The sequence below is a fragment of the Azonexus hydrophilus genome (genome assembly GCF_038368255.1).
In the GTDB taxonomy this organism is placed as follows: domain Bacteria; phylum Pseudomonadota; class Gammaproteobacteria; order Burkholderiales; family Rhodocyclaceae; genus Azonexus; species Azonexus hydrophilus.
The window spans coordinates 3,211,535-3,234,900 of the sequence record NZ_CP151406.1 but is presented as its reverse complement, the minus strand read 5'-3'; the positions used below and the strand labels follow the sequence as shown (position 1 = coordinate 3,234,900).

The following is a 23,366-nucleotide window of genomic DNA, read 5'->3' as shown; positions in this document are numbered from 1 at the left end:
AACCCTTCGGGGTTCGCATCGGCGGCATGTGTCCGTTCCTCGGGAACGGCGCATGCCGTTTCTTTTTCCCCACAAAAAACCTCTGGCCGCCATGTCATGCGGGTTGCGGTCGGCTGTGCAAAACTCCTGATGTTTCACTTTAACTAGTGTTTTCCTTGTATTGATTTTTAAGGGTTTTTTGATTACAAAAATCTCTCCGGAAACCCCGCTAAGTCATTGTTGTGTAAGAAAAAATTCCCGGTTTTTCTATTGACGCGCCTGCTTTGTTGTTCTAAAGTGGGTAAACGTGTTGAAAAGTGGGTAAACGGGGATGTTCGAGGGGGCTGCGGCACTCAATCTGGATGCGAAAGGACGGCTTGCCATACCGGCAAGGCATCGTGACGTCCTGCTCGCGGCCGGTGAGGGCTCGCTGGTACTGACCGCGCACCCGCATCGCTGCCTGTTGCTCTACCCCGCGCCCGCCTGGCAGCCGATCCGCGACCAGATCCTGAAGGCGTCCAGCCTCGATCCGCGGGCGGCAGCGATCAAGCGCGTGATGGTCGGTAATGCTCGTACCGAAGCGCCTGATTCCGCCGGTCGTCTGCTGATTGCGCCGGAGTTGCGCACTTATGCCCAGTTCGAGAAGACCGTGTACCTGGTCGGTATGGGCAGTCATTTCGAAATCTGGAGCGAGACGGGCTGGCAGCAACAGAACGATCTCGCGGCTGAGGCGCTGACGGGCGACCTGCCGGCCGGTCTCGGGGACCTTGTGCTGTGAGTTCCGGCGGCGCCCATGTCACGGTGCTGCTCGACGAGGCGGTGGATTCCCTGGCAATCAAACAAGACGGTGTTTACGTGGACGCCACCTTCGGGCGGGGCGGCCACAGCCGGCGCATTCTGTCGGCGCTTGGCGATGGCGGTCGTCTGGTTGCGCTCGATCGCGATCCGCAGGCGATTGCTGCCGGGGCGGCCGTGGCTGACCGGCGCTTTCAGCTGGTGCACCGGGCCTTCGGCGAACTGGCCGAGGCGGCGGCCGAGGCCGGCGTGGCGTCGGTCGATGGAATTCTGTTGGACGTAGGGGTGTCGTCGCCGCAAATCGACGACGGGGAGCGTGGCTTCAGCTTCCGCTATGACGCGCCGCTCGACATGCGTATGGATACGACGCAGGGCGAGACGGCGGCCGAATGGCTGGCGCGGGCCGAATTGAGGGAAATTACGGAGGTCATCAAAAATTATGGCGAAGAACGGTTTGCTTTCCAGATTGCAAAGAAGGTTGTGGCTGCTCGGGGCGAACAACCAATTGTCACAACAGCTCAGTTCGCGGCCCTCGTACGCGAGACCGTGCGCACCCGTGAGCCAGGGCAGGACCCGGCGACGCGCAGCTTTCAAGCTCTACGGATTCATATCAATCAAGAGCTCCGCCAGCTGGAGGTAGTCCTGCCGCAGGCGCTTGAACTACTCAAGCCCGGTGGCCGGCTGGTCGTCATTTCCTTCCATTCGCTCGAAGACCGCATCGTGAAAAACTTCATGCGAGCCCAGTCGACTGCAGATTCCCTGCCCAAGGGGCTGCCGTTGCGCGCCGACCAGTTGCCGCAGCCCAAGCTGCGCCTGATCGGCAAGGCAATCAAGCCGGGTGCCGCCGAGGTCGCGGCAAACCCGCGCGCGCGTAGCGCGGTGATGCGGGTCGCGGAGAAGGTCTGATGTTCCGTCTCAATCTCTTTCTCCTGCTCGTCGTCGTGTTCTGTGCGCTGGCCGTGGTCACCTCGCAGCATCGCGGTCGCAAGCTGTTCCAGGCCCTCGAGGCGGAACAGGAGAAGGTGCGCCAGCTCGATATCGAGTTTGGCCAGCTGCAGATCGAGATGTCGACTTGGGCGACGCACCCGCGGGTCGAGAAGATTGCCCGCGAGCGGCTGCGCATGGTGGTGCCCCCGCTGCACCAGGTGTCGCGGCCAGTACCGGTCGGGGAGGTGCGCTGATGGTCGTGCGCCGCCGTCCGCAGCGCGGGCATCGCTACACGGAAAGCCCGATCCTGGCGCTGGCCCTGCAGGGCTGGCGTTCGCGCATGGTCGGCCTGCTGCTGATGGCAGCCTTCCTGGTGCTGCTGATGCGCGCCTTCTATCTGCAGGTGATCAACAACGATTTCCTGCAGGAAAAAGGCGATTCCCGCTATCTGCGCGACATCGAGATTTCCGCTTCGCGCGGCAAGGTGACTGACCGCAATGGCGACATGCTCGCGGTGTCGACGCCGATGCGCTCGATCTGGGCGATCCCGTCCGATGCGCGGACCATGAGTGGCGAGCAGAAGCGCCAGTTGGCCGAACTGGTCGAACTGAAACCGCGCGAACTCGATGCGCGCCTGGCTTCGGAAAAGAATTTCGTCTTCGTCAAACGCCAAGTGCCGCCGCAGGTCGCCGAGCAGATCGCGGCGCTCAAGCTGCCCGGCGTCCACCAGGAAAAGGAATACCGCCGCTTCTATCCGGCCGGCGAGATGACCGCCCATCTGGTCGGCTTTACCGGCGTGGACGACAAGGGTCTGGAAGGCGTCGAACTGGCCTTCCAGCAAGCCTTGCTGGGCCGTGCCGGGGCGCGCACGGTGATTCGCGACCGGCGCGGCAACATCATCGAGGATGTCGGCGCGACCCGCCCGCCGCGCGACGGCAGCGATGTCGTGCTGGCCATCGATTCCAAGATCCAGTATCTGGCCTATAGCCACCTGAAGGCGACGGTGACCGAGAGCAAGGCCAAGGGCGGCGGGGTCGTGGTGCTCGATACCCGCACCGGCGAGATCCTGGCGCTGGTTAACTGGCCGACCTACAACCCGAACAACCGCGCCCGCCTGTCCGGCGAGCAACTGCGCAACCGCGCGGTGACCGATACCTTCGAGCCGGGGTCGACGCTGAAGCCGTTCACCGTGGCCCTTGGCCTGGAAAAGGGCAAATACCGCTACGACACCGTGGTCGATGTGTCGCCGGGCCGGATCACCGTCGGCCGTGCGGTGATCAGCGACATCCATCCGCACAAGGAATTGACGGTGGCGCAGATCGTCCAGAAGTCCTCGAACGTCGGCACCACCAAGATGGCCCTGAGCATGCCGCCCGAGGCGATGTGGGAGATGTTCGACAATCTTGGCTTCGGCAAGTCGCCGCAACTGGGTTTCCCGGGCGAGGTCGGCGGTCGTCTGCGGGCGTGGAAGAACTGGCGGCCGATCGAGCAGGCGACCATGTCCTACGGTCACGGCATTTCGATGAGCCTGATCCAGTTGGCGCGCGCTTATACCGTGTTTGCGCGTGACGGCGACATCGTGCCGGCCTCGTTGCTGCGCGTCGATGCGCCGGTGGTTCGCGGTCAGCCGGTGTTTTCCGCGCAGACCGCACGGGAATTGCGGGCCATGCTGGAACTGGTCGTGATGCCGGGCGGTACCGCGCTGAAGGCTGCCGTGCCGGGCTACCGGGTCGGCGGCAAGACCGGCACCGCGCACAAGCTCGAAGGTGGCGTGTACGCCAACAAGTACATCGCCTCGTTTGTCGGCATCGCGCCGATTTCCAATCCCCGCCTGGTGGTCGCCGTGATGATCGACGAGCCGTCGGCGGGGCAGTACTACGGTGGCCAGATCGCTGGTCCGGTGTTTTCCAGCGTGATGGGTGGAGCCTTGCGTACGCTCGGCGTCGCGCCCGATGCGCCGGTCCAGGTGGCTGCATTGAATGAAGACAAGGGGCGGATGTGATGACGCCGCGTGAAATTCTCGATCGTCTGGAAAGTCTCGGCATCGAGCCGACCGGCATTGCCGACGACAGCCGGCAAGTGCGTCCGGGCGACGTGTTCCTGGCCTATCCCGGCGATCTGGCCGACGGTCGTGCCTATATCGCCGACGCGCTGGCGCGCGGGGCGCGGGCCGTGGTCTGGCAGCCGGGCGGCGAATTCGTCTGGAATCCGGCGTGGGCGGTGCCCAACTTTGCCGCCGAGGCCCTGCGGCCATTGGCCGGTCCGCTGGCGCACGCGATCTACGCGCACCCGAGCGAGGGCATGTCGCTGATCGCGATTACCGGCACCAATGGCAAGACCACGGTCAGCCAGTGCCTTGGTCGAGTTTATCCGCGTCCCTGCGCGGTGATCGGCACGCTGGGTGCGGGTTTCCCGGAGGAATTGACGACGACCGGTTTCACCACCCCGGAAGCGACGACGCTGATGCGTTACCTGGCCGATTTCCGCGCCCGCAAGGCCGCAGCCTGCGCGCTTGAAGCGAGTTCGATCGGCATCGAGGAAGGGCGGATGAACGGTCTGCGTGTCGATGTCGCGGTGTTTACCAACCTGACCCGCGATCACCTCGATTACCACGGCAGCATGGAAGCCTATGCCGCCGCCAAGGAAAAGCTCTTTTTGTGGCCGCGTCTGCGTACCGCAGTGATCAACCTGGACGACGATTTCGGCGTGCATCTGATGCGTGAAACGACGGCCATGCGCGCCATCGGTTATTCGGCGCAGCCGCCGCGTCGCGATTTTCCGGCGCTGGTGCGGGCCGAGAACATTGTCGATACGCCTTTCGGCCAGCGTTTCGAGATCGTGCTGCCGAACGGCCGGGCCATGGTCGATACGGCGCTGGTCGGTCGCTACAACGTCTCCAACCTGCTCGCCTGCGCCGCCGTGCTGCACGACGCCGGCGTGATGCCGGCCGAGATCGGTCGCCGTCTGTCCGAGCTGACGCCGCCGCCGGGGCGCATGGAGCGTCTGGGCGGTGTCGGTGAGCCGCTGGTGGTCGTCGATTACGCGCACACGCCAGATGCCCTGGCCAATGCACTGGGGGCGCTGCGGCCGCTGGCTGACGTGCGCGGTGGCAAGCTGGCGGTGGTTTTCGGTTGTGGTGGCGATCGCGACAAGGGCAAGCGCCCGCAGATGGGTGGTGTCGCCGAAGCCGGTGCTGATCGCGTCATGGTTACCAGCGACAACCCGCGCAGCGAATCGCCGGCAGAAATCATCGAAGCCATCCTGGGCGGCATGGTACACGCCGAGGTCGAGCCCGACCGCGCGCAGGCGATCCGCCGCGCCATCGGCGAAGCTGCCGATGCCGACGTGATCCTGCTGGCCGGTAAAGGGCATGAGGACTATCAGGAGGTCGGCGGTCAGCGCCTGCCATTCTCCGACATGGCCGAAGCGCAGGCGGCATTGAACCTGCGTCGCCAAGGAACTGAGGTGGCCGCATGATCGCCTGGCAACTCTCGCAAGTCGCCGCTGCCGTCGGCGGTCGTCTGCTCGGTGCCGATCGCCGGATCGCCGGCGTTTCCACCGACACCCGGGCGGTGGCGCCCGGTCAACTGTTCATCGCCTTGCGTGGCGAGCGTTTCGACGCCCACGATTTTCTGGAGACAGCTGTGACTGCGGGCGCCGCCGCGCTGCTCGTTGCCGATGCTGCTCGTGTTCCGGCCGGCGCATCGGCCGTGCTTGTCGACGACACCCGGCTGGCGCTTGGTCGCCTGGCGGCGGCCTGGCGCAGTCAGTTTTCGCTGCCGGTGATCGCGGTGACCGGTTCGAACGGCAAGACCACGACCAAGGAAATGATCGCCGCCGTCCTCAAGGCGGCATTCGGTGATGCGGTGCTGGCCACGCGCGGAAATTTCAACAACGACATCGGCTTGCCGCTGACCTTGCTCGGTCTCGACGCCACGCATCGCGCCGCGGTGATCGAGATGGGCATGAACCATCCCGGCGAGATCGGCTACCTGACGCGCATCGGCGCACCGACGGTGGCGCTGGTGACCAACGCCCAGCGTGCCCACCTCGAAGGCATGGGCGGCCTTGACGAGGTGGCCCGCGAGAAGGGTACGATCTTTGCCGGCCTGCCGGCCGACGGTGTTGCGGTGATCAACGCTGACGACGCCTATGCCGGCTTCTGGCGCGAGCAGGTCGGTGAGCAGCCGGTGCGCAGCTTCGGCATCGACCAGCCGGCCGACGTCCGCGCCAGCGTGCGCCAGCACGGCCTGGAAACCGCAGTGACGCTGAATGCGGCGGAAGGTGAGGTCAAATTCACGCTGGCCATTCCCGGTCGCCACAATGCCTGCAACGCGCTTGCTGCCGCTGCCGCCTGTCTCGCCGCCGGCCTGCCGCTGTCGGCGGTGGCCGAAGGCCTGGCCGCCTTCGCTGGCGTCAAGGGGCGGCTGCAATTGCGCCAGGGCCGTAACGGCGCGCAGATCCTCGACGACACCTACAACGCCAATCCGGATTCGGTGCGCGCCGGTATCGACGTGCTCGCCGCGACCATCGGCCGCAAGGTGCTGGTGCTCGGCGACATGGGCGAAATCGGCGAGGCCAGCGGCCAGTACCACGACGAGATCGGCGGCTACGCCAAGAGCCAGGGCATCGACCGTCTGTTCGCGCTCGGCGACGCCAGCCAGCAGGCCGTGCGCAACTTCGGCGACGGCGCCCGTCACTTCTGCAATGTCGACAAGCTGATCGGCGCGGTCGACAAGGAACTGGGTCCGGACACCACCGTACTGGTCAAGGGCTCGCGCTTCATGAAAATGGAACGGGTGGCCGACGCGCTGGCCGTTGCTTCCGGGGAGGACCGCTGATGCTTCTGGCCTTAGCCCAATGGCTCGCGCAGGACATTCGCTTTTTCAATGTCTTCAACTACATCACGCTGCGTACCGTGTTGGCGACGATGACCGCCTTGCTCATCTCATTCGCCGCCGGCCCGCGCGTGATCCGCTGGCTGGCCGCCAAGAAGATCGGTCAGGCGGTGCGCACCGACGGTCCGCAGACGCATCTGGTCAAGTCGGGGACGCCGACCATGGGCGGCGTGCTGATCCTGATCGCCATCGGCATCACCACGCTGCTGTGGGGCGACCTGTCCAACAAGTATGTGTGGACCGTGCTGGTCGTCACGCTCGGCTTCGGCATCATCGGCTGGTACGACGACTGGAAGAAGGTCGTTTACCGTGATCCGAACGGTCTGGCCAGCCGCTGGAAGTTTTTCTGGCAGTCGGTGCTCGGCGCCGGCGCGGCCCTGTTCCTGGCCTTCTCGGCGACGTCGACGGCGCAGACCGAACTGATCGTGCCCTTCTTCAAGAGCGTTGCCTATCCGCTCGGCATCGTCGGCTTCATCACGCTGACCTATTTCGTCATCGTCGGCACCAGCAACGCGGTCAACCTGACCGATGGCCTGGACGGTCTGGCGATCATGCCGACGGTGATGATCGCCGCCGCGCTGGCGATCTTCGCCTATGTCACCGGTAACGCGGTGTATGCCAAGTACCTGCTGATTCCCTACGTGCCGGGCGCTGGCGAACTATGCATCCTGCTTGGCGCGATTGCCGGCGCCGGGCTCGGTTTCCTGTGGTTCAACGCCTACCCGGCCGAAGTCTTCATGGGCGACGTCGGCGCGCTGGCGCTCGGCGCTGCGCTCGGTACCGTCGCCGTCATCGTCCGCCAGGAAATCGTGCTGCTGATCATGGGCGGCGTCTTCGTCGTCGAGACGCTGTCGGTGATGCTGCAGGTGTCGTGGTTCAAGTACACCAAGAAACGTTTCGGCGAGGGCCGGCGAATACTGCGCATGGCGCCGCTGCACCACCACTTTGAACAAACGGGCTGGAAGGAGACGCAGGTTGTCGTCCGCTTCTGGATCATCACCATCATGCTGGTCCTGATCGGGCTGGCGACCTTGAAGCTGCGCTAAATGGAACTCAAGGGCAAACGCGTTCTGGTGATCGGGCTCGGTGAGTCCGGACTGGCGATGGCCAAATGGCTGCATCGCCAGGGCGCGTGCGTCCGGGTCGCCGACTCGCGCGACAACCCGCCCAACGTCGATGCGCTGCAGGCCGTCGCCCCGGGCGCCGAGCTGCTCGCCGGCGCTTTCTCGGCTGCCACCTTCGCCGGCTGCGAAGTCGTCGCCCTGTCGCCGGGCGTGGCCAAGGCGACGCCGGCGATAGCCGGCTGCGGCCTGCCGCTGATCTCGGAAATCGAACTGTTCGCTGCCGGCGTGCGCGCGCAGGTGGCGGGCTCGCAGATCGTCGCCATCACCGGCAGCAACGGCAAGACCACGACGACGGCACTGACCGCCCACCTGCTCAATGGCGCCGGTGTGCCGGCCATCGCTTGCGGCAACATCTCGCCGTCGGCGCTCGACGCGCTGATGGATGCGCAGGACGCCGGCAATCTGCCTGCGGTCTGGGTGGTCGAACTGTCGAGCTTCCAGCTGGAAACCACGCATCACCTGAATGCCGCCGCGGCAACCGTGCTCAACCTCTCGGAAGATCATCTCGATCGTTACAACGGCAGCCTGGCCGAGTACGCGGCGGCCAAGTCGCGCGTCTTCCAGGGTAAGGGCGCGATGATCCTCAACCGCGACGACGACTGGTCGATGGCCAACGGTCGCTGCGGTCGCAAGATGATCACTTTCGGCCTCAATGCGGCGCCGCGCGGGACCGATTTCGGACTGGCCGACGGCAGTATCGTGCGCGGCGGCGAGGCGCTGGTCGCGCTCGCCGACCTGCAACTGAGCGGTCTGCACAACGCCGCCAACGCGATGGCCGCGCTGGCCTTGTGCGAGGCTGTCGGTGTCGTGCCGCAGCGCCTGATCGAACCGCTGAAGGCATTCCGCGGCCTGCCGCACCGGGTTGAAACCGTCGCCGAGATCGGCGGCGTGCTGTATGTCGACGATTCCAAGGGCACCAACGTCGGTGCCACGCTGGCGGCGATCGAGGGCATGGGGCGCAAGGTCGCCATCGTCCTCGGCGGCGACGGAAAAGGCCAGGATTTCTCGCCGCTCAAGGCGGCACTGGCCGAGCACGGCCGCGCGGTCGCGCTGATCGGCCGCGACGCTGCGGCGATCGGCATGGCCGTCGAAGGCTGCGGCGTGCCGACCTGCATCGTCGGCGACATGGAAGCCGCCGTGCGCTGGCTGACCGCCCGCGCCGAATCCGGCGATTGCGTGCTGCTGTCGCCGGCCTGCGCCAGCCTCGACATGTACCGCAGCTACGCGCACCGCGCGCAAGCCTTCATCGATGCGGTCGGAGGGCTGAAGCCATGATGCTGTCCGCGCTCGACTCGCCGCGCCAGCAACTGGCCGAAATCGACCACGCCCTGCTGTGGTCGGCACTGCTGCTCCTGCTCGGCGGGCTGGTGATGGTCTATTCGGCATCAATCGCGATTGCCGAGGCCGGCCGCTTCACCAACAACCAGCCGGCCTATTACCTGATCCGGCACACGATTTTCCTGTGCATCGGCCTGGTCGCCGGCGCGGTCGCCTTCCAGTTGCCGCTGACGGTGTGGCAGAAATATGCGCCGGTGCTGTTCATGATCGGCGTCGTGCTGCTGGCGATCGTGCTCATTCCCGGCATCGGCAAGGACGTCAATGGTGCCCGCCGCTGGCTGCCGCTCGGCTTCGCCAACCTGCAGCCGTCCGAGTTGATGAAGCTGTTCGCCGTGCTCTACGCGGCCGACTACACGATCCGCAAGATCAATGTCATGCACGATCTGAAGCAGGCCTTCCTGCCCATGTTCGGCGCGATGGCGCTGGTCGGCATCCTGCTGCTCAAGGAGCCGGATTTCGGGGCCTTCGTCGTGATCATTTCGATCGCCATGGGCATCCTCTTCCTCGGTGGGCTGAAGGCGCGCATGTTCGCGCTGCTGATCGTCGGCCTGCTGATCGCCTTCGCGATCATGATCATCGTTTCGCCCTACCGGCGCGACCGCATCTTCGGCTTCATGGACCCGTGGGCCGATGCCTTCGGTCGCGGCTACCAGTTGTCGCATTCGCTGATCGCCTTCGGTCGCGGTGAATTGTTCGGCGTTGGACTCGGCGCCAGTGTCGAGAAACTGTTCTACCTGCCGGAAGCGCATACCGACTTCCTGCTTGCCGTGATCGGCGAGGAACTGGGTTTCGTCGGCGTCCTGACCGTAATCGCCTTGTTCGCTGTGCTGGTCCAGCGCGCCTTCGCCATCGGTCGTCAGTGCGTGCAGCTCGACCGCCTGTACCCGGCGCTGGTCGCCATGGGCATCGGCATCTGGCTGGGCGTGCAGTCCTTCATCAACATGGGCGTCAACGTCGGCCTGCTGCCGACCAAGGGCCTCACCCTGCCGCTGATGAGCTTCGGCGGCTCGGGCATCCTCGCCAACTGCGTGGCATTGGCGATCCTGCTTCGGGTTGACTGGGAGAACAGGCAACTCATGCGGGGAGGAAAACTATGAGCAAAACCATCATGATCATGGCCGGCGGCACCGGCGGCCACATCTTCCCGGCGCTGGCCGTCGCCCACAAGATGCGCGACGCCGGCTGGCGGGTCGTCTGGCTGGGTAATCCCGAGGGTATGGAGGCCCGTCTGGTGCCGCAGCATGGTTTCGAGATGGTCTGGGTCAAGTTCTCCGCCCTGCGCGGCAAGGGCCTGCTGCGCAAGCTGCTGCTGCCGGTCAACCTGCTGCGCGGCTTCTGGCAGGGCTGGCAGGCGATCCGTCAGGTCAGGCCGGATGTGGTCCTCGGCATGGGCGGCTACATCACCTTCCCGGGCGGCATGATGGCGGCGCTCGCGGGCGTGCCGCTAGTGCTGCACGAGCAGAATTCGGTCGCCGGGCTGGCCAACAAGGTGCTCGCCGGTGTTGCCGAGCGTATCGCCACCGGTTTCCCGGAGGTGCTGAAGAAGGGCATCTGGCTGGGCAATCCGGTGCGTCCGGAAATCGCCGCCGTGAAACCGCCAGCCGAGCGCTTTGCCGAGCGCGAGGGCGCGCTGCGTGTGCTGATCATCGGCGGCAGTCTGGGCGCCCAGGCGCTCAACGAGGCGGTGCCCAAGGGCATGTCGCTGCTCGCGGCCGACCAGTTGCCGCAGATCGTCCACCAGGCCGGCGAAAAGCATATCGACGCGCTCAAGGCGGCCTACGCGGCGGCCGGGGTGCAGGCGCACTGCGTGCCGTTCATCGAGGACATGGCCGGCGCCTACGAGTGGGCCGATCTGGTCATCTGCCGGGCCGGGGCGCTGACTGTGGCGGAACTGGCAGCGGTCGGCGTGGCCAGCATCCTGGTCCCCTTCCCGCATGCGGTTGACGACCACCAGACCGGCAATGCCCGTTTCCTGGTCAATGTCGGCGGCGCCTTCCTGCTGCCACAAAGCGAACTGACGCCGGAAGCCATCGCCCTGATCCGCAACTACTCGCGCGGCCAGCTTCAGGAAATGGCGGAAAAGGCCCGCAGCCTGGCCAAGCCGGAGGCCACGCTGGACGTGGTCAATCTCTGTACGGAAATTGCCAAATGAAGCACAAGGTCAAACACATCCACTTCGTCGGCGTCGGCGGTTCGGGCATGAGCGGCATCGCCGAAGTGCTTGCCCACCTCGACTACACGGTGACGGGCTCCGATATCGCCGCCAGCGCGACGACGCGCCGCCTCGAAGGCGAGGGCGTGCGCGTGACCATCGGCCACGCCGAAGAGAACATTGCCGGCGCTGACGCCGTGGTCGTGTCGACGGCGGTCAAGGAAGACAACCCGGAAGTGATGGCGGCGCGTGCCCGGCACATCCCGGTCGTCCCGCGCGCCCAGATGCTGGCCGAACTGATGCGTCTGAAGCGCGGTATCGCCATCGCCGGCACCCACGGCAAGACGACGACGACCAGCCTGGTCACCAGCATTCTGGCCGAAGGCGGCATCGATCCGACTTTCGTCATCGGTGGCCGCCTGAATGCCGCCGGCGCCAACGCCCGCCTGGGCAGCGGCGATTTCCTGGTGGCCGAGGCCGACGAGTCGGATGCATCCTTCCTGTTCCTGTCGCCGGTGATCTCGGTGGTTACCAACATCGACGCCGACCACATGGAGACCTACGGCCACGATTTCGAGCGGCTCAAGGGCGCCTTCGTCGATTTCCTGAATCGCCTGCCGTTCTACGGCGTCGCCGTGCTCTGCGCTGACGACGCCAACGTGCGCGCGATCATGCCGCAGGTGGCCAAGCAGATCGTCACCTACGGGCTGAGCCCGGAATCCAATTTCTACGCCGAGAACGTCGTCGCCGACGGCGGCCAGATGCGCTTCACCTGCGTCCGCGTCAATGGCACGACCTCGCGTCTCGAGATCACGCTGAACACGCCGGGCATGCACAACGTGCTCAATGCGCTGGCGGCGATTGCCGTCGCCACCGAAGTCGGCGTCGCAGACGCGGCCATCGTCAAGGCACTGGCCGAGTTCAAGGGCGTCGGCCGGCGCTTTCAGCGTTACGGCGAAGTCGCCTTGCCGGCCGGTGGCAGCTTCACGCTGGTCGACGATTACGGCCACCACCCGGTCGAGATGGCGGCAACGCTCGCTGCCGCTCGCGGCGCCTTCCCCGGTCGCCGCCTGCTGCTGGCCTTCCAGCCGCACCGCTACACGCGCACCCGCGACTGCTTCGAGGATTTCGTCAAAGTGTTGTCGACGGTCGATGCCTTGTGCCTGGCCGAAATCTACGCCGCCGGCGAAGCGCCCATCGTCGCCGCCGACGGCCGTTCGCTGGCGCGCGCCTTGCGCGTCGGCGGCAAGGTCGAGCCGGTATTTGTTGAAGATATCGCGGCAATGCCGCAAACGATCATGGATGTCGCCCGCGATGGCGATGTGGTACTGACCATGGGTGCCGGTTCCATCGGTGCGGTGCCCGGCAAACTGGTGGAAGGCAAATGAGCGGTTTCGGCAAGGTCGCAGTCCTCTTCGGCGGAACTTCCGCCGAACGCGAGGTTTCCCTGAACAGCGGTTCGCGCGTGCTGGCCGCCCTGCTGGGCCAGGGCATCGATGCCCACGCCTTCGATCCGGCCGAGCAGCCGCTTGATGCACTGAAGGGCTATGACCGCGCCTTCATCGCGCTGCACGGCCGCCACGGTGAGGACGGCACGATCCAGGGCGCGCTCGAAGTCATGCACATCCCCTATACCGGCTCCGGCGTGCTCGCCTCGGCGCTGGCCATGGACAAGTTCCGCACCAAGCTGATGTGGCAGGCCGCCGGTCTGCCGATTCCGGAATACGCACTGCTCAGAGCCGATTCCGATTTCGCCGACATCGAGGAAGAACTCGGCCTGCCGCTGTTCGTCAAGCCGGCGCGCGAAGGTTCGTCGATCGGCGTGACCAAGGTCAAGACGCCGGGCGCACTGAAGGCTGCCTACGAAGAAGCGGCCCGCCACGATCCGCTGGTGATCGCCGAGAAGGGCGTGATGGGCGGCGAATACACGGTCGGCATCGTCGGCGACGAAGTGCTGCCGATCATCAAGATCGAGCCGGCGACGGAGTGGTACGACTACGAAGCCAAGTACAACCGCGACGACACCCAATACCTGTGCCCCTGTGGCCTGCCGGAAGCCAAGGAAATGCAGATCCGCGCCCAGGCGCTGGAAGCGTTCCGCATGTTGGGCGGCCGCGGCTGGGGGCGCGTCGATTTTCTGATGGACGAGGACGGCAATCACTACTTCCTGGAAGTGAACACCGCGCCGGGCATGACCGATCACTCGCTGGTGCCGATGGGCGCCCGGGCGGCCGGCATGGACTACCCGGCACTGGTGCGTCGCGTCCTCGAACTGGCGGCCAACGACTGAGACGATGAATGTGGCACAAACCCCAACTGCTGACCGCGCTGGCCGACCTGCTGATGCTGGTCGCCGCCGCCGCCTTGCTGGCCGCCGGGGCGGTCTGGCTGGTGCGCGTGCCGTCGTTGCCGGTCAAGCAGGTGGTGTTCGTGGCGCCGCTGGAGCATGTACGCCGCGGCGAGGTGGAGCAGGTTTTGCCGTCGGCGCTGCGTGGCAATTTCTTCAGTCTGGATCTCGAAGCGGTACGCCTGGCGCTGGAGCAACTGCCCTGGGTGCGGCGGGTGCAGGTACGCCGGGTGTGGCCGGCGACGGTCGAAGTGGCGGTCGAGGAGCACAAGGCGGTGGCACGCTGGGGCGAGGGCTACGCGGAAATGGTGAACAGCCATGGCGAGGTTTTTGCCGCCCTGCTGCCGGAAAGCGAGATGCGCGCCTTGCCCTTGCTGTCCGGCCCACCGGGGACGGGGCGGGAAGTGCTGGAGCGCTTTGCCGCATTCAACGAGGCGCTGGCCGGGGTGGGCGAGCGGGCTGTCCAGTTGTCGCTGTCGCCGCGTCTGGCCTGGCAGTTGAAGCTGGAAAACGGCATGCGGGTGGAAATCGGGCGGGAGCATCCGAAGTCGCCGGTCGGGCCGCGCCTGGAGCGTTTCGTGGCGGTGTATCCGTCGATGGTGGCCGGTTTGCCGGTGCTGCCGACGGTCGTGGATTTGAGGTATCCGAACGGTTTCGCGATGAAGGTCGCGGGCGAGGGGAAGGGAAAGTAAGACTATGAGCAGGGACAACAAGGATCTGGTGGTTGGCCTGGATATCGGAACGTCGAAGATCGTCGCGCTGGTCGCCGATCTCGACCACGAAGGACGGCTGAGCGTGATCGGCATGGGTTCGCAGGATTCGCGCGGGCTGAAGAAGGGGGTCGTGGTCAACATCGAGGAAACGGTGCACACGATCAGCCGCGTCATCCAGGAAGTCGAGCTGATGGCCGACTGCAAGGTCAGCCATGTGTACACGGGGATTGCCGGCAGCCACATCAAGAGTTTCAACTCGAACGGCATGGTGGCGATCAAGGACAAGGAAGTCACCCAGGCCGATGTCGAGCGCGTGATCGAGACGGCGCGGGCGATGCCGATTCCGGCCGAGCAGGAAATCCTGCACATCCTTACCCAGGAATTCGTCATCGACGGCCAGGACGGTATCCGCGAGCCGATCGGCATGAGCGGCATGCGCCTGGAAGTGAAGACGCACATCGTCACCGGCGCCGTGTCGGCGGCGCAGAACATCGTCAAGTGCGTGCGTCGCTGCGGTCTGGAGGTCAATGACCTGGTGCTGCAGCCGCTGGCTTCGAGCTATGCGACGCTGTCCGAGGACGAGAAGGACCTCGGCGTCTGCCTGATCGACATCGGTGGCGGTACCACCGACATCGCCGTGTGGACGCAGGGCGCGATTCGCCACACCTCGGTGATTCCCATCGCCGGCGACCAGATCACCAACGACATCGCCATGGCCTTGCGCACGCCGACGCGTGAAGCCGAGGACATCAAGTGCAAGTACGGCTGCGCCCTGGCGCAACTGGCCGAGATTTCGGAAAACCTCGATGTCGCTGGCGTCGACGACCGGCCCAGCCGCAAGTTGAGCCGCCGGGCGCTGGCCGACGTGATCCAGCCGCGGGTCGAGGAATTATTCGAGCTGATCCAGCACGAACTGCGCCGCGCCGGCTTCGAGGAAGTCCTGTCGTCCGGCATCGTCCTCACCGGCGGCGCCAGCGCCATGCCGGGCATGGTCGAACTGGGCGAGGAAATCTTCCACATGCCGGTGCGCCTGGGTAATCCCAAGTACGACGGCAGCCTGTCCGACGTCGTCCAGAACCCGCGCTTCTCGACGGCCTACGGCCTGCTGCTGGAAGCGCAGGCGCAGCGCAAGCGGGGGCAGAAGATTCAGGAGAAGCAGGGCATCAAGGATGTCTTCTCCAGCATGAAGCAATGGTTTTCCAAGAATTTTTGATTTGTCATTGAACAGTTTTTTCAGAGGAGGTCGTCATGTTTGAAATCATCGAGAAGGAAGAAGAGCTCGGCACCATCATCAAGGTGTTCGGGGTGGGCGGTGCCGGCGGCAATGCCATCGAGCACATGATCCGTGAAGGGGTGAACGGCGTCGAATTCATCGCCGCCAATACCGACGCCCAGGCGCTGGCACGCAATGCTGCATCGTCGAAGCTGTCGCTGGGCAAGACCGGCCTCGGTGCCGGGGCCAAGCCGGAAGCCGGCAAGATGGCCGCCGATGCGCACCGTGACGAGATCCGCGCGGCGCTGGAAGGCTCGCACATGGCCTTCATCACCGCCGGCATGGGCGGCGGCACGGGTACCGGCGCCGCGCCGGTGGTCGCCGAGATCGCCCGTGAAATGGGCATCCTGACCGTCGGCGTGGTGACCAAGCCGTTCAGCTTCGAAGGCGGCAAGCGGATGAAGTCGGCCGAAGCCGGCATCATCGAGTTTTCCAAGCATGTCGATTCGCTGATCGTCATCCTCAACGACAAGCTGATGGAAGTCATGGGTGACGATGCCGATGTCGACGACTGCTTCAAGGCCGCCGATGACGTGCTCCGCAACGCCGTTGGCGGGATTGCCGAAATCATTACCTACCCGGGCCTGGTCAACGTCGACTTCGAAGACGTGCGCACGGTGATGGGTGAAATGGGTCGCGCGATGATGGGTTCGGCTGCCGCTGCCGGCGTCGATCGCGCGCGCATCGCCGCCGAACAGGCGGTTGCTTCGCCGCTGCTCGAAGGCGTGAACCTGTCCGGTGCGCGCGGCGTGCTGGTGAATATCACCGCCGCCAAGGGCAACCTGAAGATGAAGGAAGTCAACGAAGTGATGAACACCGTCAAGGCCTTCGCTGCCGACGACGCACACATCATCTTCGGTGCGGTGTACGACGAACTGATGGGCGATGCGCTGCGTGTCACCGTGGTCGCCACCGGTCTCGGCCAGGCAGCCGCCAAGCGTCAGACCTTCGAAGTCATCAACACGCCGATGGTCGAAGCGGTGGCCACCGGTACCCACGATGCCGTCGCCTTCAACAGCGGTCCGGCCATCGACTACAACCAGATTGCCGACGTCCCGGCCGTCGTGCGCAAGCGCAACGTTACCGTCGAAGCGCTGGCCAATAGCGGTGTTGATCGTTACGACATCCCGGCTTTCCTGAGAAAGCAGGCCGATTGATCTGTAACAAAAACTCTCTCTGAAAAAGGGCGGCGGCGCATTGTGTTAAAATGCGCCGCCTTCCCCAATCATTCAAAGACTTAAAACAATAATGCTCAAGCAACGTACGCTGAAGACTGTGATCCACGCCTCGGGCGTCGGTCTGCATGGCGGCGTCAAGGTCAATCTGACCTTGCGGCCGGCCGCACCGGATACCGGTATCGTCTTCCGTCGCGTTGACCTGCCCGAACCTGTCGATATTCCCGCGCAAGCGGTCCTGATCGGCGACACCCGCATGTGTTCCTGCCTGGAGCGCGACGGGGTCAAGGTCGGCACCATCGAACACCTGATGTCGGCCCTTTGTGGCCTCGGCATCGACAATGCCTGGATCGACATCGACGCCCCGGAAGTGCCCATTCTTGACGGCTCGGCGGCGCCCTTCGTGTTCCTGATCCAGTCGGCTGGCATCGAAGAACAGAATGCCGCCAAGAAATTCATCCGCGTCACCCGGCCGATCGAGGTCAAGGACGGCGACAAGTGGGCGCGTTTCGAGCCGTATGACGGCTATCGCCTGAGTTTTTCCATCGTCTTCAATCACCCTGCCATCGACAAGTCGGCGCAGCAGGCGGTGGTTGATTTCGCCGAGCAGTCCTATGTCCGTGAAGTGTCGCGGGCACGTACCTTCGGCTTCATGCAGGAAGTCGAATACCTGCGCGAGAACGGCCTGGCGCTGGGCGGTGGTCTTGAAAATGCAATCGTCCTCGACGAATTCCGCGTTCTCAACCAGGACGGATTGCGTTATGGCGACGAGTTCGTCAAACACAAGATTCTCGACGCCGTCGGTGACCTCTACCTGCTCGGCCATCCGCTGCTCGCCGCGTATTCGTCGCACAAGGGCGGCCATGCGCTGAACAATCAGCTGGCGCGCGCCTTGCTGCAACAGCAGGACGCCTGGGAACTGGTCAGCTTCGCCGAATCCGCCCAGGCCCCGTTGGGCGTCACCCGCTGGCTGGCCCAGGCCGCCTGATCCCGCCATGTGGATGCTGCGCCTGCTCGCGGTCATCCTGGTCATCGCCGTCGGCGCCGGCATCCTGCTCTATGTATTCACCGGTAACCGGGCCTATCTCTCGTTCAGCTGGCGCCTGTTCCGCTACGGCCTGGTCTTCGCCCTGCTGGTCTTCGCGCTGATGTTCGTCGAGCGCCTGGCAATCATTCCGCTCTGATCGAACGTTGCAACAATGTGTCGATTGCCTGGCGCAATTTGCCCGGCGGCATGGCTTCGGCAGCGGCCCGTAAACTGTCCGCGGCGCGCCCGGAAATCGGCTTGCTCGTGGAAGTCGTTGATCGATATGAGGATTGTCGAGGTTGAACTTTTACTTCGATGTCGTTACACTCGGCGCCTTCTATAGATAATTCGCCACAAAGTCGCCGGCTCATCTGGCGCAATTTTGCGGCGACCGCGCCATTTTCGGCGTGGATAACGATTTTCCCCGACTTGTAGTTGGCGACATGCGCAGCATGGCGCAGCGCACCGGGGGCAAGCTCGTCGAATCGGCTGGAGAGCTTCATCAGCAGCCTGGCATGGGCCATGACCCGGCCAACTGCGGCATCGGCGTCGAGGTAATGCGCTGGCGCTTTGTACATAGGAGGATCCGTGCAGATTATCGTTGTTTCACGCCATCTCAAGTCGGCGCGTACGATCACCATTATGCCCCGGCACGTGCTCGGGGCGCTCGCAGTTTTCTTTGTCCTGGTGTTCCTGTCGTCGGCGTTCTTCTCGTTTATTTCCCTGCATTTCCGTTTGCCGATTGTCGAGAACATCCTGCTTTCCGTGCAGCAGCAGGAAACCCGCCAGACCCGCGATTACATTACCAACAACCTCAATCTGATGGCAACCCGCCTGGGGGAATTGCAGGGGCGTCTGCTGCAACTCGATACCCTGGGCGATCGCGTTTCCGATCTGGCTGGCATCAAGTCCAAGCCGGCTGCCGAAGCCGCCGAGAAGCCCGGTCAGGGTGGGCCTTTCCTGCCGGCGCCGTTGTCGGCGACTGAGTTGCAGCAGGAAATCGAGCGCCTGGCCAAGGCCGTTGACCGCCAGGCCGACGATCTTGCCTTCATGGAATTCAAGTTGCTGGAAAAGCGCGTTGAAGAGCGCCTGATGCCGACCACCTTGCCGGTCAGGAATGCGGTCTTCGGATCGAGTTTCGGCTATCGCAACGATCCGTTTTCGGGTCTGCGCTCGCGTCATGACGGGCTGGACTTTTCGGCGCCGACGGGAACGCCGGTGGTGGCTGCCGCCGACGGCGTGGTGCTGACGGCTTCATATCACCAGGAATTCGGCAACATGATCGACGTCGATCATGGCGACGGTCTGATTTCCCGCTACGCTCACCTGTCGGCCATGGATGTTGTCGAGTCGCAGATCGTGCGGCGCGGGGAAAAGATTGGTGCAGTCGGGACCACCGGTCGGTCGACCGGGCCGCATCTGCATTTCGAAGTGCGTATGCTCGGTGTGCCGCAGAATCCGGCCACCTTCCTCAAGCGGGGCGAGGACTTCGCCCGCTTGCAACGTCGCTGACCCGGCTTGCCGGCCATGGCCGGCAAGCGCCCCCGACACCTCGGTCGGGCATGCTAGAATCCCGGCTCCATTGCTCACGTCTGTGCAATAAACCTATTCCATCGCGATGATATCCGGCCTACTCAAAAAGATTTTCGGCAGCCGCAACGATCGGCTGATCAAGCAGTATTCCCTGACCGTCAAGCGCATCAATGCGCTCGAGCCGCAGATGGCGGCGCTGGATGACACCCAGCTCAAGGCCAAGACCGACGAATTCAGAAAGCGCCATGCCGATGGCGAGACCCTTGACGACCTGCTGCCCGAAGCCTTTGCCGTGGTTCGCGAGGCGAGCAAGCGGGCACTTGGCATGCGCCATTTCGATGTCCAGCTGATCGGCGGCATGGTCCTGCACTACGGCAAGATTGCCGAAATGCGTACCGGCGAAGGCAAGACCCTGGTCGCCACGCTACCGTCCTACCTGAACGCAATTTCCGGCAAGGGCGTGCATGTCATCACGGTCAACGATTACCTGGCCAGCCGCGATGCGGAATGGATGGGCCGGCTGCACCGTTTCCTCGGGCTCTCGGTCGGCATCAACCTGTCGCAGATGGATCACGAGGCCAAGCAGGCGGCTTACGCTGCCGACATCACCTACGGCACCAACAACGAATTCGGCTTCGACTACCTGCGCGACAACATGGTCTATGCCGCCGGACAACGTGTCCAGCGCGGCCTGAATTACGCCATCGTCGACGAAGTGGACTCGATCCTGATCGACGAGGCGCGGACGCCGCTGATCATTTCCGGCCAGGCCGACGACCACACCGACCTCTATCTGCGCATGAAGGACATCGTCCCGCAACTGACGCGGGCGATGGAAGAAAAGGGCGAGGGCGACTACTGGGTGGACGAGAAGGCGCACCAGGTGCACCTCAACGAATCCGGTTACGAGCGCGCCGAAATCCTGCTGGCCCAGGCCGGCATGCTGGCCGAAGGCAGCAGCCTGTACGACGCCGCCAACATCACGCTGATGCACCACCTGAACGCGGCGCTGCGTGCGCTGACCCTGTTCAACAAGGATCAGCACTACGTTGTGCAAAACGGCGAAGTCATCATCGTCGACGAATTCACCGGTCGCCTGATGGCCGGTCGCCGCTGGTCGGACGGCCTGCACCAGGCAGTCGAAGCCAAGGAAGGCGTGCAGATCCAGGCCGAGAACCAGACGCTGGCCTCGATCACCTTCCAGAACTATTTCCGCATGTACGGCAAGCTCGCCGGCATGACCGGCACGGCCGATACCGAAGCCTACGAATTCCAGCAGATCTACGCGCTGGAAACGGTGGTCATTCCGACCAACCGGCCGATGTCGCGCAAGGACATGAACGACCTGGTCTACAAGACCATGGATGAGAAGAACGCCGCCATCGTCGCCGACATCCGCGACTGCGCCAAGCGCGGCCAGCCGGTGCTGGTCGGTACGACCTCGATCGAGTCGTCGGAGCTTCTGTCGGCCCTGCTCGACAAGGAAAAGCTGTCGCACCAGGTGCTCAACGCCAAGCAGCACGCCCGCGAAGCCGAGATCGTCGCCCAGGCCGGTCGTCCGGGCATGATCACCATCGCCACCAACATGGCCGGTCGCGGTACCGACATCGTCCTCGGCGGCAATGTCGAAAAGCAGCTCGATGCCGTGCGCAACGACGAATCGCTGACGGCGGAAGCCCGCGACGCCAAGCTCGCCGAAATGAAGGCCGAGTGGCAGCAGGTCCATGAGGCGGTGCTGGCCGCCGGCGGTCTGCACATCATCGGTTCCGAGCGCCATGAATCGCGCCGCATCGACAACCAGTTGCGCGGTCGCGCCGGTCGTCAGGGCGATGCCGGTTCGTCGCGCTTCTACCTGTGCCTGGACGATCCGCTGCTGCGCATTTTCGCCGGCGAGCGTCTGCGCAGCATCATGGACAAGCTGAAGATGCCGGAAGGCGAGGCGATTGAGCACCCGCTCGTCACCCGTTCGCTGGAATCGGCGCAGCGCAAGGTCGAAGCCCGCAACTTCGACATTCGCAAGCAACTGCTCGAATACGACGACGTCGCCAACGACCAGCGCAAGGTCATCTACCAGCAGCGCAACGAACTGCTGGAAACCGACGACATTTCCGAGACCGTCGGCGCCATGCGCCACAGCGTGCTGCGTGAAATCTTCCGGCTCTACGTGCCCGAGGAATCGGTCGAAGAGCAATGGGACATGGAAGGCCTGGAACGTGCGCTGGCTGCCGACATGCAGATCGGTGCGCCGGTTGCGCAATGGTTCAAGGACGAGCCGACCCTGTCCGACGAGGAAATCCTCGAGCGCATCATTCGCGGCGCTGACGAAGCCTATGCGGCCAAGGTCGAACTGGTCGGGGCCGAGAACTTCCATCAGTTCGAACGCAATGTCATGTTGCAGAGCCTGGACATGCACTGGCGCGAACATCTGGCGGCGCTCGATCACTTGCGTCAGGGCATCCACCTGCGCGGCTACGCGCAGAAGAACCCGAAGCAGGAATACAAGCGCGAAGCCTTCGAACTGTTCGAGGCCATGCTCGACGCCGTGCGCCGCGAAGTCACCCGCATCGTCTTCACCGTGCAGATCCGTTCGCCCGAAGATGTCGAGGAAACCGCACCGCACGCCGACGTCAGCAACGTCAAGTACCAGCATGCCGGCTACGACGAGGCGCTGGCCGACGAAGAGGAAAAACCGGCGCAACCGCAGCACAACGGCCCCAAGGTCGGGCGCAACGATCCCTGCCCCTGCGGTTCCGGCAAGAAGTACAAACAGTGTCACGGCAAGCTTTCCTGATCATTCGATAACCCCCCGATTCAAGGCACCCTAAGCGGTGCCTTGATGCTGTTGGAGCTCTTACCATGCCCGTCAACTACGCTACCCCGACCGCCGATCAACTGTTCGCCGTGGCCGGCGTCCGTCTCGGCGTCGCTGAAGCCGAAATCCGCAAGAAGAACCGCCGCGACCTGACGCTGGTTGCGCTCGACGCCGGCTGCACGGTGGCCGGGGTGTTCACCCAGAACCGCTTCTGCGCGGCACCGGTCCAGCTGTGCCGCCAGCATCTGGCCAGCGGTCAGGAAATCCGCGCCCTGGTGATCAACACCGGCATCGCCAACGCCGGCACCGGCGAACCCGGTCGCCAGACCGCCCGCCAGACCTGCGAAGCGGTCGGCGAACTGCTCGGCGTCGCGGCGGAGCAGGTGCTGCCGTTCTCCACCGGCGTCATTCTCGAACCGTTGCCGGTCGAGCGCATCAAGGCTGGCCTGCCGGCCGTCTTCGCCGATCTCAAGGGCGACAACTGGCATGCCGCCGCGCACGGCATCATGACCACCGACACGGTGGCCAAGGCGGCTTCGCGCGTGCTTGAGGTCAACGGCAAGAAAGTCACGATTTCCGGCATTTCCAAGGGCGCCGGCATGATCAAGCCGAACATGGCGACCATGCTCGGCTTCCTCGCCACCGACGCCGGCATCGCCCAGCCGCTGCTCGACCAGCTGGTCAAGGAAGCTGCCGACGCCTCGTTCAACTGCATCACCGTCGATGGCGATACCTCGACCAACGACTCCTACGTGATGATCGCCACCGGCCAGTCGGGCGCCAGCTTCGCAGCGGAAAGCGACGCCGGCTGGGCTGAGGTCAAGGCCGCGATCATTGCCGTGTCGGTCGAACTGGCGCAGGCCATCGTCCGCGACGGCGAAGGCGCGACCAAGTTCATCACTGTTGCCGTCGAGGGGGGCAAAACAATCGAGGAATGCCGCCAGGTCGGCTACGCCATCGGTCATTCGCCGCTGGTCAAGACCGCCTTCTTCGCCTCCGACCCCAACCTCGGCCGCATCCTTGCCGCCGTTGGTTACGCCGGGATTGCCGATCTCGACGTCGATGGCGTCAAGGTCTGGCTGGACGATGTGCTGGTCGCCGAGAACGGCGGCCGTGCCGCCGCCTATCAGGAAGCCGACGGCGCCCGGGTGATGGCGCAGGCCGAGATCACCGTGCGTGTCGCGCTCGGTCGCGGCAACGCGGCGGCCAAGGTTTACACCTGTGATTTCTCCTACGACTACGTCAAGATCAACGCCGACTACCGTTCGTAAAC

21 protein-coding genes are annotated in these 23,366 nt (G+C 64.4%); 20 read left to right on the top strand and 1 reads right to left on the bottom strand.

The genetic code is table 11. The features are described from left to right. The first annotated feature begins 310 nt into the window (after window positions 1–310). From mraZ to AADV58_RS15640, 17 genes are all read left to right on the top strand, one after another. Window positions 311–757 (top strand): division/cell wall cluster transcriptional repressor MraZ, encoded by a 447-nt coding sequence (gene mraZ / locus AADV58_RS15720; protein ID WP_028994330.1) that lies wholly within the window; start codon window positions 311–313, stop codon window positions 755–757. After that, on the top strand, window positions 754–1,680 hold the full coding sequence (gene rsmH / locus AADV58_RS15715; protein WP_341743661.1) for a 16S rRNA (cytosine(1402)-N(4))-methyltransferase RsmH: 927 nt from the start codon (window positions 754–756) through the stop codon (window positions 1,678–1,680). The genes mraZ and rsmH overlap by 4 nt, the downstream gene beginning before the upstream one ends. Next, complete coding sequence (gene ftsL / locus AADV58_RS15710) at window positions 1,680–1,955, top strand: cell division protein FtsL (protein ID WP_281983777.1); 276 nt, start codon at window positions 1,680–1,682, stop codon at window positions 1,953–1,955. Before rsmH ends, ftsL begins: the two co-directional genes overlap by 1 nt. Then, entirely contained in the window at window positions 1,955–3,703 is a 1,749-nt protein-coding gene (locus tag AADV58_RS15705) for a peptidoglycan D,D-transpeptidase FtsI family protein (protein ID WP_281983780.1), read from the top strand. Before ftsL ends, AADV58_RS15705 begins: the two co-directional genes overlap by 1 nt. Next, window positions 3,703–5,178 carry a UDP-N-acetylmuramoyl-L-alanyl-D-glutamate--2,6-diaminopimelate ligase gene (locus tag AADV58_RS15700; RefSeq protein WP_281983782.1) on the top strand — a complete coding sequence of 492 codons (1,476 nt, stop codon included), beginning with the start codon at window positions 3,703–3,705 and terminating at the stop codon, window positions 5,176–5,178. Before AADV58_RS15705 ends, AADV58_RS15700 begins: the two co-directional genes overlap by 1 nt. Then, window positions 5,175–6,542 carry a UDP-N-acetylmuramoyl-tripeptide--D-alanyl-D-alanine ligase gene (locus tag AADV58_RS15695; protein ID WP_341743660.1) on the top strand — a complete coding sequence of 456 codons (1,368 nt, stop codon included), beginning with the start codon at window positions 5,175–5,177 and terminating at the stop codon, window positions 6,540–6,542. Before AADV58_RS15700 ends, AADV58_RS15695 begins: the two co-directional genes overlap by 4 nt. After that, window positions 6,542–7,645 carry a phospho-N-acetylmuramoyl-pentapeptide-transferase gene (mraY, locus tag AADV58_RS15690; RefSeq protein ID WP_341743659.1) on the top strand — a complete coding sequence of 368 codons (1,104 nt, stop codon included), beginning with the start codon at window positions 6,542–6,544 and terminating at the stop codon, window positions 7,643–7,645. The genes AADV58_RS15695 and mraY overlap by 1 nt, the downstream gene beginning before the upstream one ends. Continuing rightward, window positions 7,646–8,998, top strand: coding sequence for a UDP-N-acetylmuramoyl-L-alanine--D-glutamate ligase (gene murD, locus AADV58_RS15685; RefSeq protein WP_341743658.1), 1,353 nt, complete (start codon window positions 7,646–7,648; stop codon window positions 8,996–8,998). Further along, entirely contained in the window at window positions 8,995–10,158 is a 1,164-nt protein-coding gene (gene ftsW, locus AADV58_RS15680; RefSeq protein ID WP_028994338.1) for a putative lipid II flippase FtsW, read from the top strand. The genes murD and ftsW overlap by 4 nt, the downstream gene beginning before the upstream one ends. Next, window positions 10,155–11,213: an undecaprenyldiphospho-muramoylpentapeptide beta-N-acetylglucosaminyltransferase gene (gene murG / locus AADV58_RS15675; protein WP_341743657.1), complete on the top strand. Its 1,059-nt coding sequence runs from the start codon at window positions 10,155–10,157 to the stop codon at window positions 11,211–11,213. The genes ftsW and murG overlap by 4 nt, the downstream gene beginning before the upstream one ends. Continuing rightward, window positions 11,210–12,601 carry a UDP-N-acetylmuramate--L-alanine ligase gene (gene murC / locus AADV58_RS15670; RefSeq protein WP_341743656.1) on the top strand — a complete coding sequence of 464 codons (1,392 nt, stop codon included), beginning with the start codon at window positions 11,210–11,212 and terminating at the stop codon, window positions 12,599–12,601. The genes murG and murC overlap by 4 nt, the downstream gene beginning before the upstream one ends. Then, window positions 12,598–13,503, top strand: a complete 906-nt coding sequence (locus AADV58_RS15665; protein ID WP_341743655.1) for a D-alanine--D-alanine ligase — start codon at window positions 12,598–12,600, stop codon at window positions 13,501–13,503. Before murC ends, AADV58_RS15665 begins: the two co-directional genes overlap by 4 nt. An 8-nt stretch (window positions 13,504–13,511) precedes the next feature. Next, window positions 13,512–14,252 carry a cell division protein FtsQ/DivIB gene (locus tag AADV58_RS15660; protein WP_341743654.1) on the top strand — a complete coding sequence of 247 codons (741 nt, stop codon included), beginning with the start codon at window positions 13,512–13,514 and terminating at the stop codon, window positions 14,250–14,252. Window positions 14,253–14,256: 4 nt separating this feature from the next. Beyond that, window positions 14,257–15,486: a cell division protein FtsA gene (gene ftsA / locus AADV58_RS15655; protein WP_028994343.1), complete on the top strand. Its 1,230-nt coding sequence runs from the start codon at window positions 14,257–14,259 to the stop codon at window positions 15,484–15,486. A 35-nt stretch (window positions 15,487–15,521) separates the two neighbouring features. Then, complete coding sequence (ftsZ, locus tag AADV58_RS15650; protein ID WP_028994344.1) at window positions 15,522–16,703, top strand: cell division protein FtsZ; 1,182 nt, start codon at window positions 15,522–15,524, stop codon at window positions 16,701–16,703. Between the two features lie 91 nt (window positions 16,704–16,794). Beyond that, window positions 16,795–17,709 (top strand): UDP-3-O-acyl-N-acetylglucosamine deacetylase, encoded by a 915-nt coding sequence (lpxC, locus tag AADV58_RS15645; RefSeq protein WP_341743653.1) that lies wholly within the window; start codon window positions 16,795–16,797, stop codon window positions 17,707–17,709. Window positions 17,710–17,716: 7 nt separating this feature from the next. Further along, a complete protein-coding gene (locus tag AADV58_RS15640) occupies window positions 17,717–17,905 on the top strand; it encodes a hypothetical protein (RefSeq protein ID WP_028994346.1) in 189 nt (62 codons plus the stop codon). Here AADV58_RS15640 and AADV58_RS15635 read toward each other — a convergent pair. Continuing rightward, window positions 17,892–18,272 (bottom strand): DciA family protein, encoded by a 381-nt coding sequence (locus tag AADV58_RS15635; protein ID WP_281170380.1) that lies wholly within the window; start codon window positions 18,270–18,272, stop codon window positions 17,892–17,894. The two genes, AADV58_RS15640 and AADV58_RS15635, sit on opposite strands and share 14 nt — an antisense overlap. Window positions 18,273–18,336: 64 nt before the next feature. Here AADV58_RS15635 and AADV58_RS15630 point away from each other — a divergent pair, with 64 nt between their 5' ends. The 3 genes from AADV58_RS15630 to argJ all read left to right on the top strand — a co-directional run bounded on the left by AADV58_RS15630 (window position 18,337) and on the right by argJ (window position 23,364). After that, complete coding sequence (locus AADV58_RS15630) at window positions 18,337–19,260, top strand: M23 family metallopeptidase (RefSeq protein ID WP_281985609.1); 924 nt, start codon at window positions 18,337–18,339, stop codon at window positions 19,258–19,260. Between the two features lie 106 nt (window positions 19,261–19,366). Beyond that, window positions 19,367–22,072 (top strand): preprotein translocase subunit SecA, encoded by a 2,706-nt coding sequence (gene secA / locus AADV58_RS15625; RefSeq protein WP_341743652.1) that lies wholly within the window; start codon window positions 19,367–19,369, stop codon window positions 22,070–22,072. Between the two features lie 65 nt (window positions 22,073–22,137). Then, complete coding sequence (argJ, locus tag AADV58_RS15620; RefSeq protein ID WP_341743651.1) at window positions 22,138–23,364, top strand: bifunctional glutamate N-acetyltransferase/amino-acid acetyltransferase ArgJ; 1,227 nt, start codon at window positions 22,138–22,140, stop codon at window positions 23,362–23,364. The last annotated feature ends 2 nt before the right edge of the window (window positions 23,365–23,366 follow it).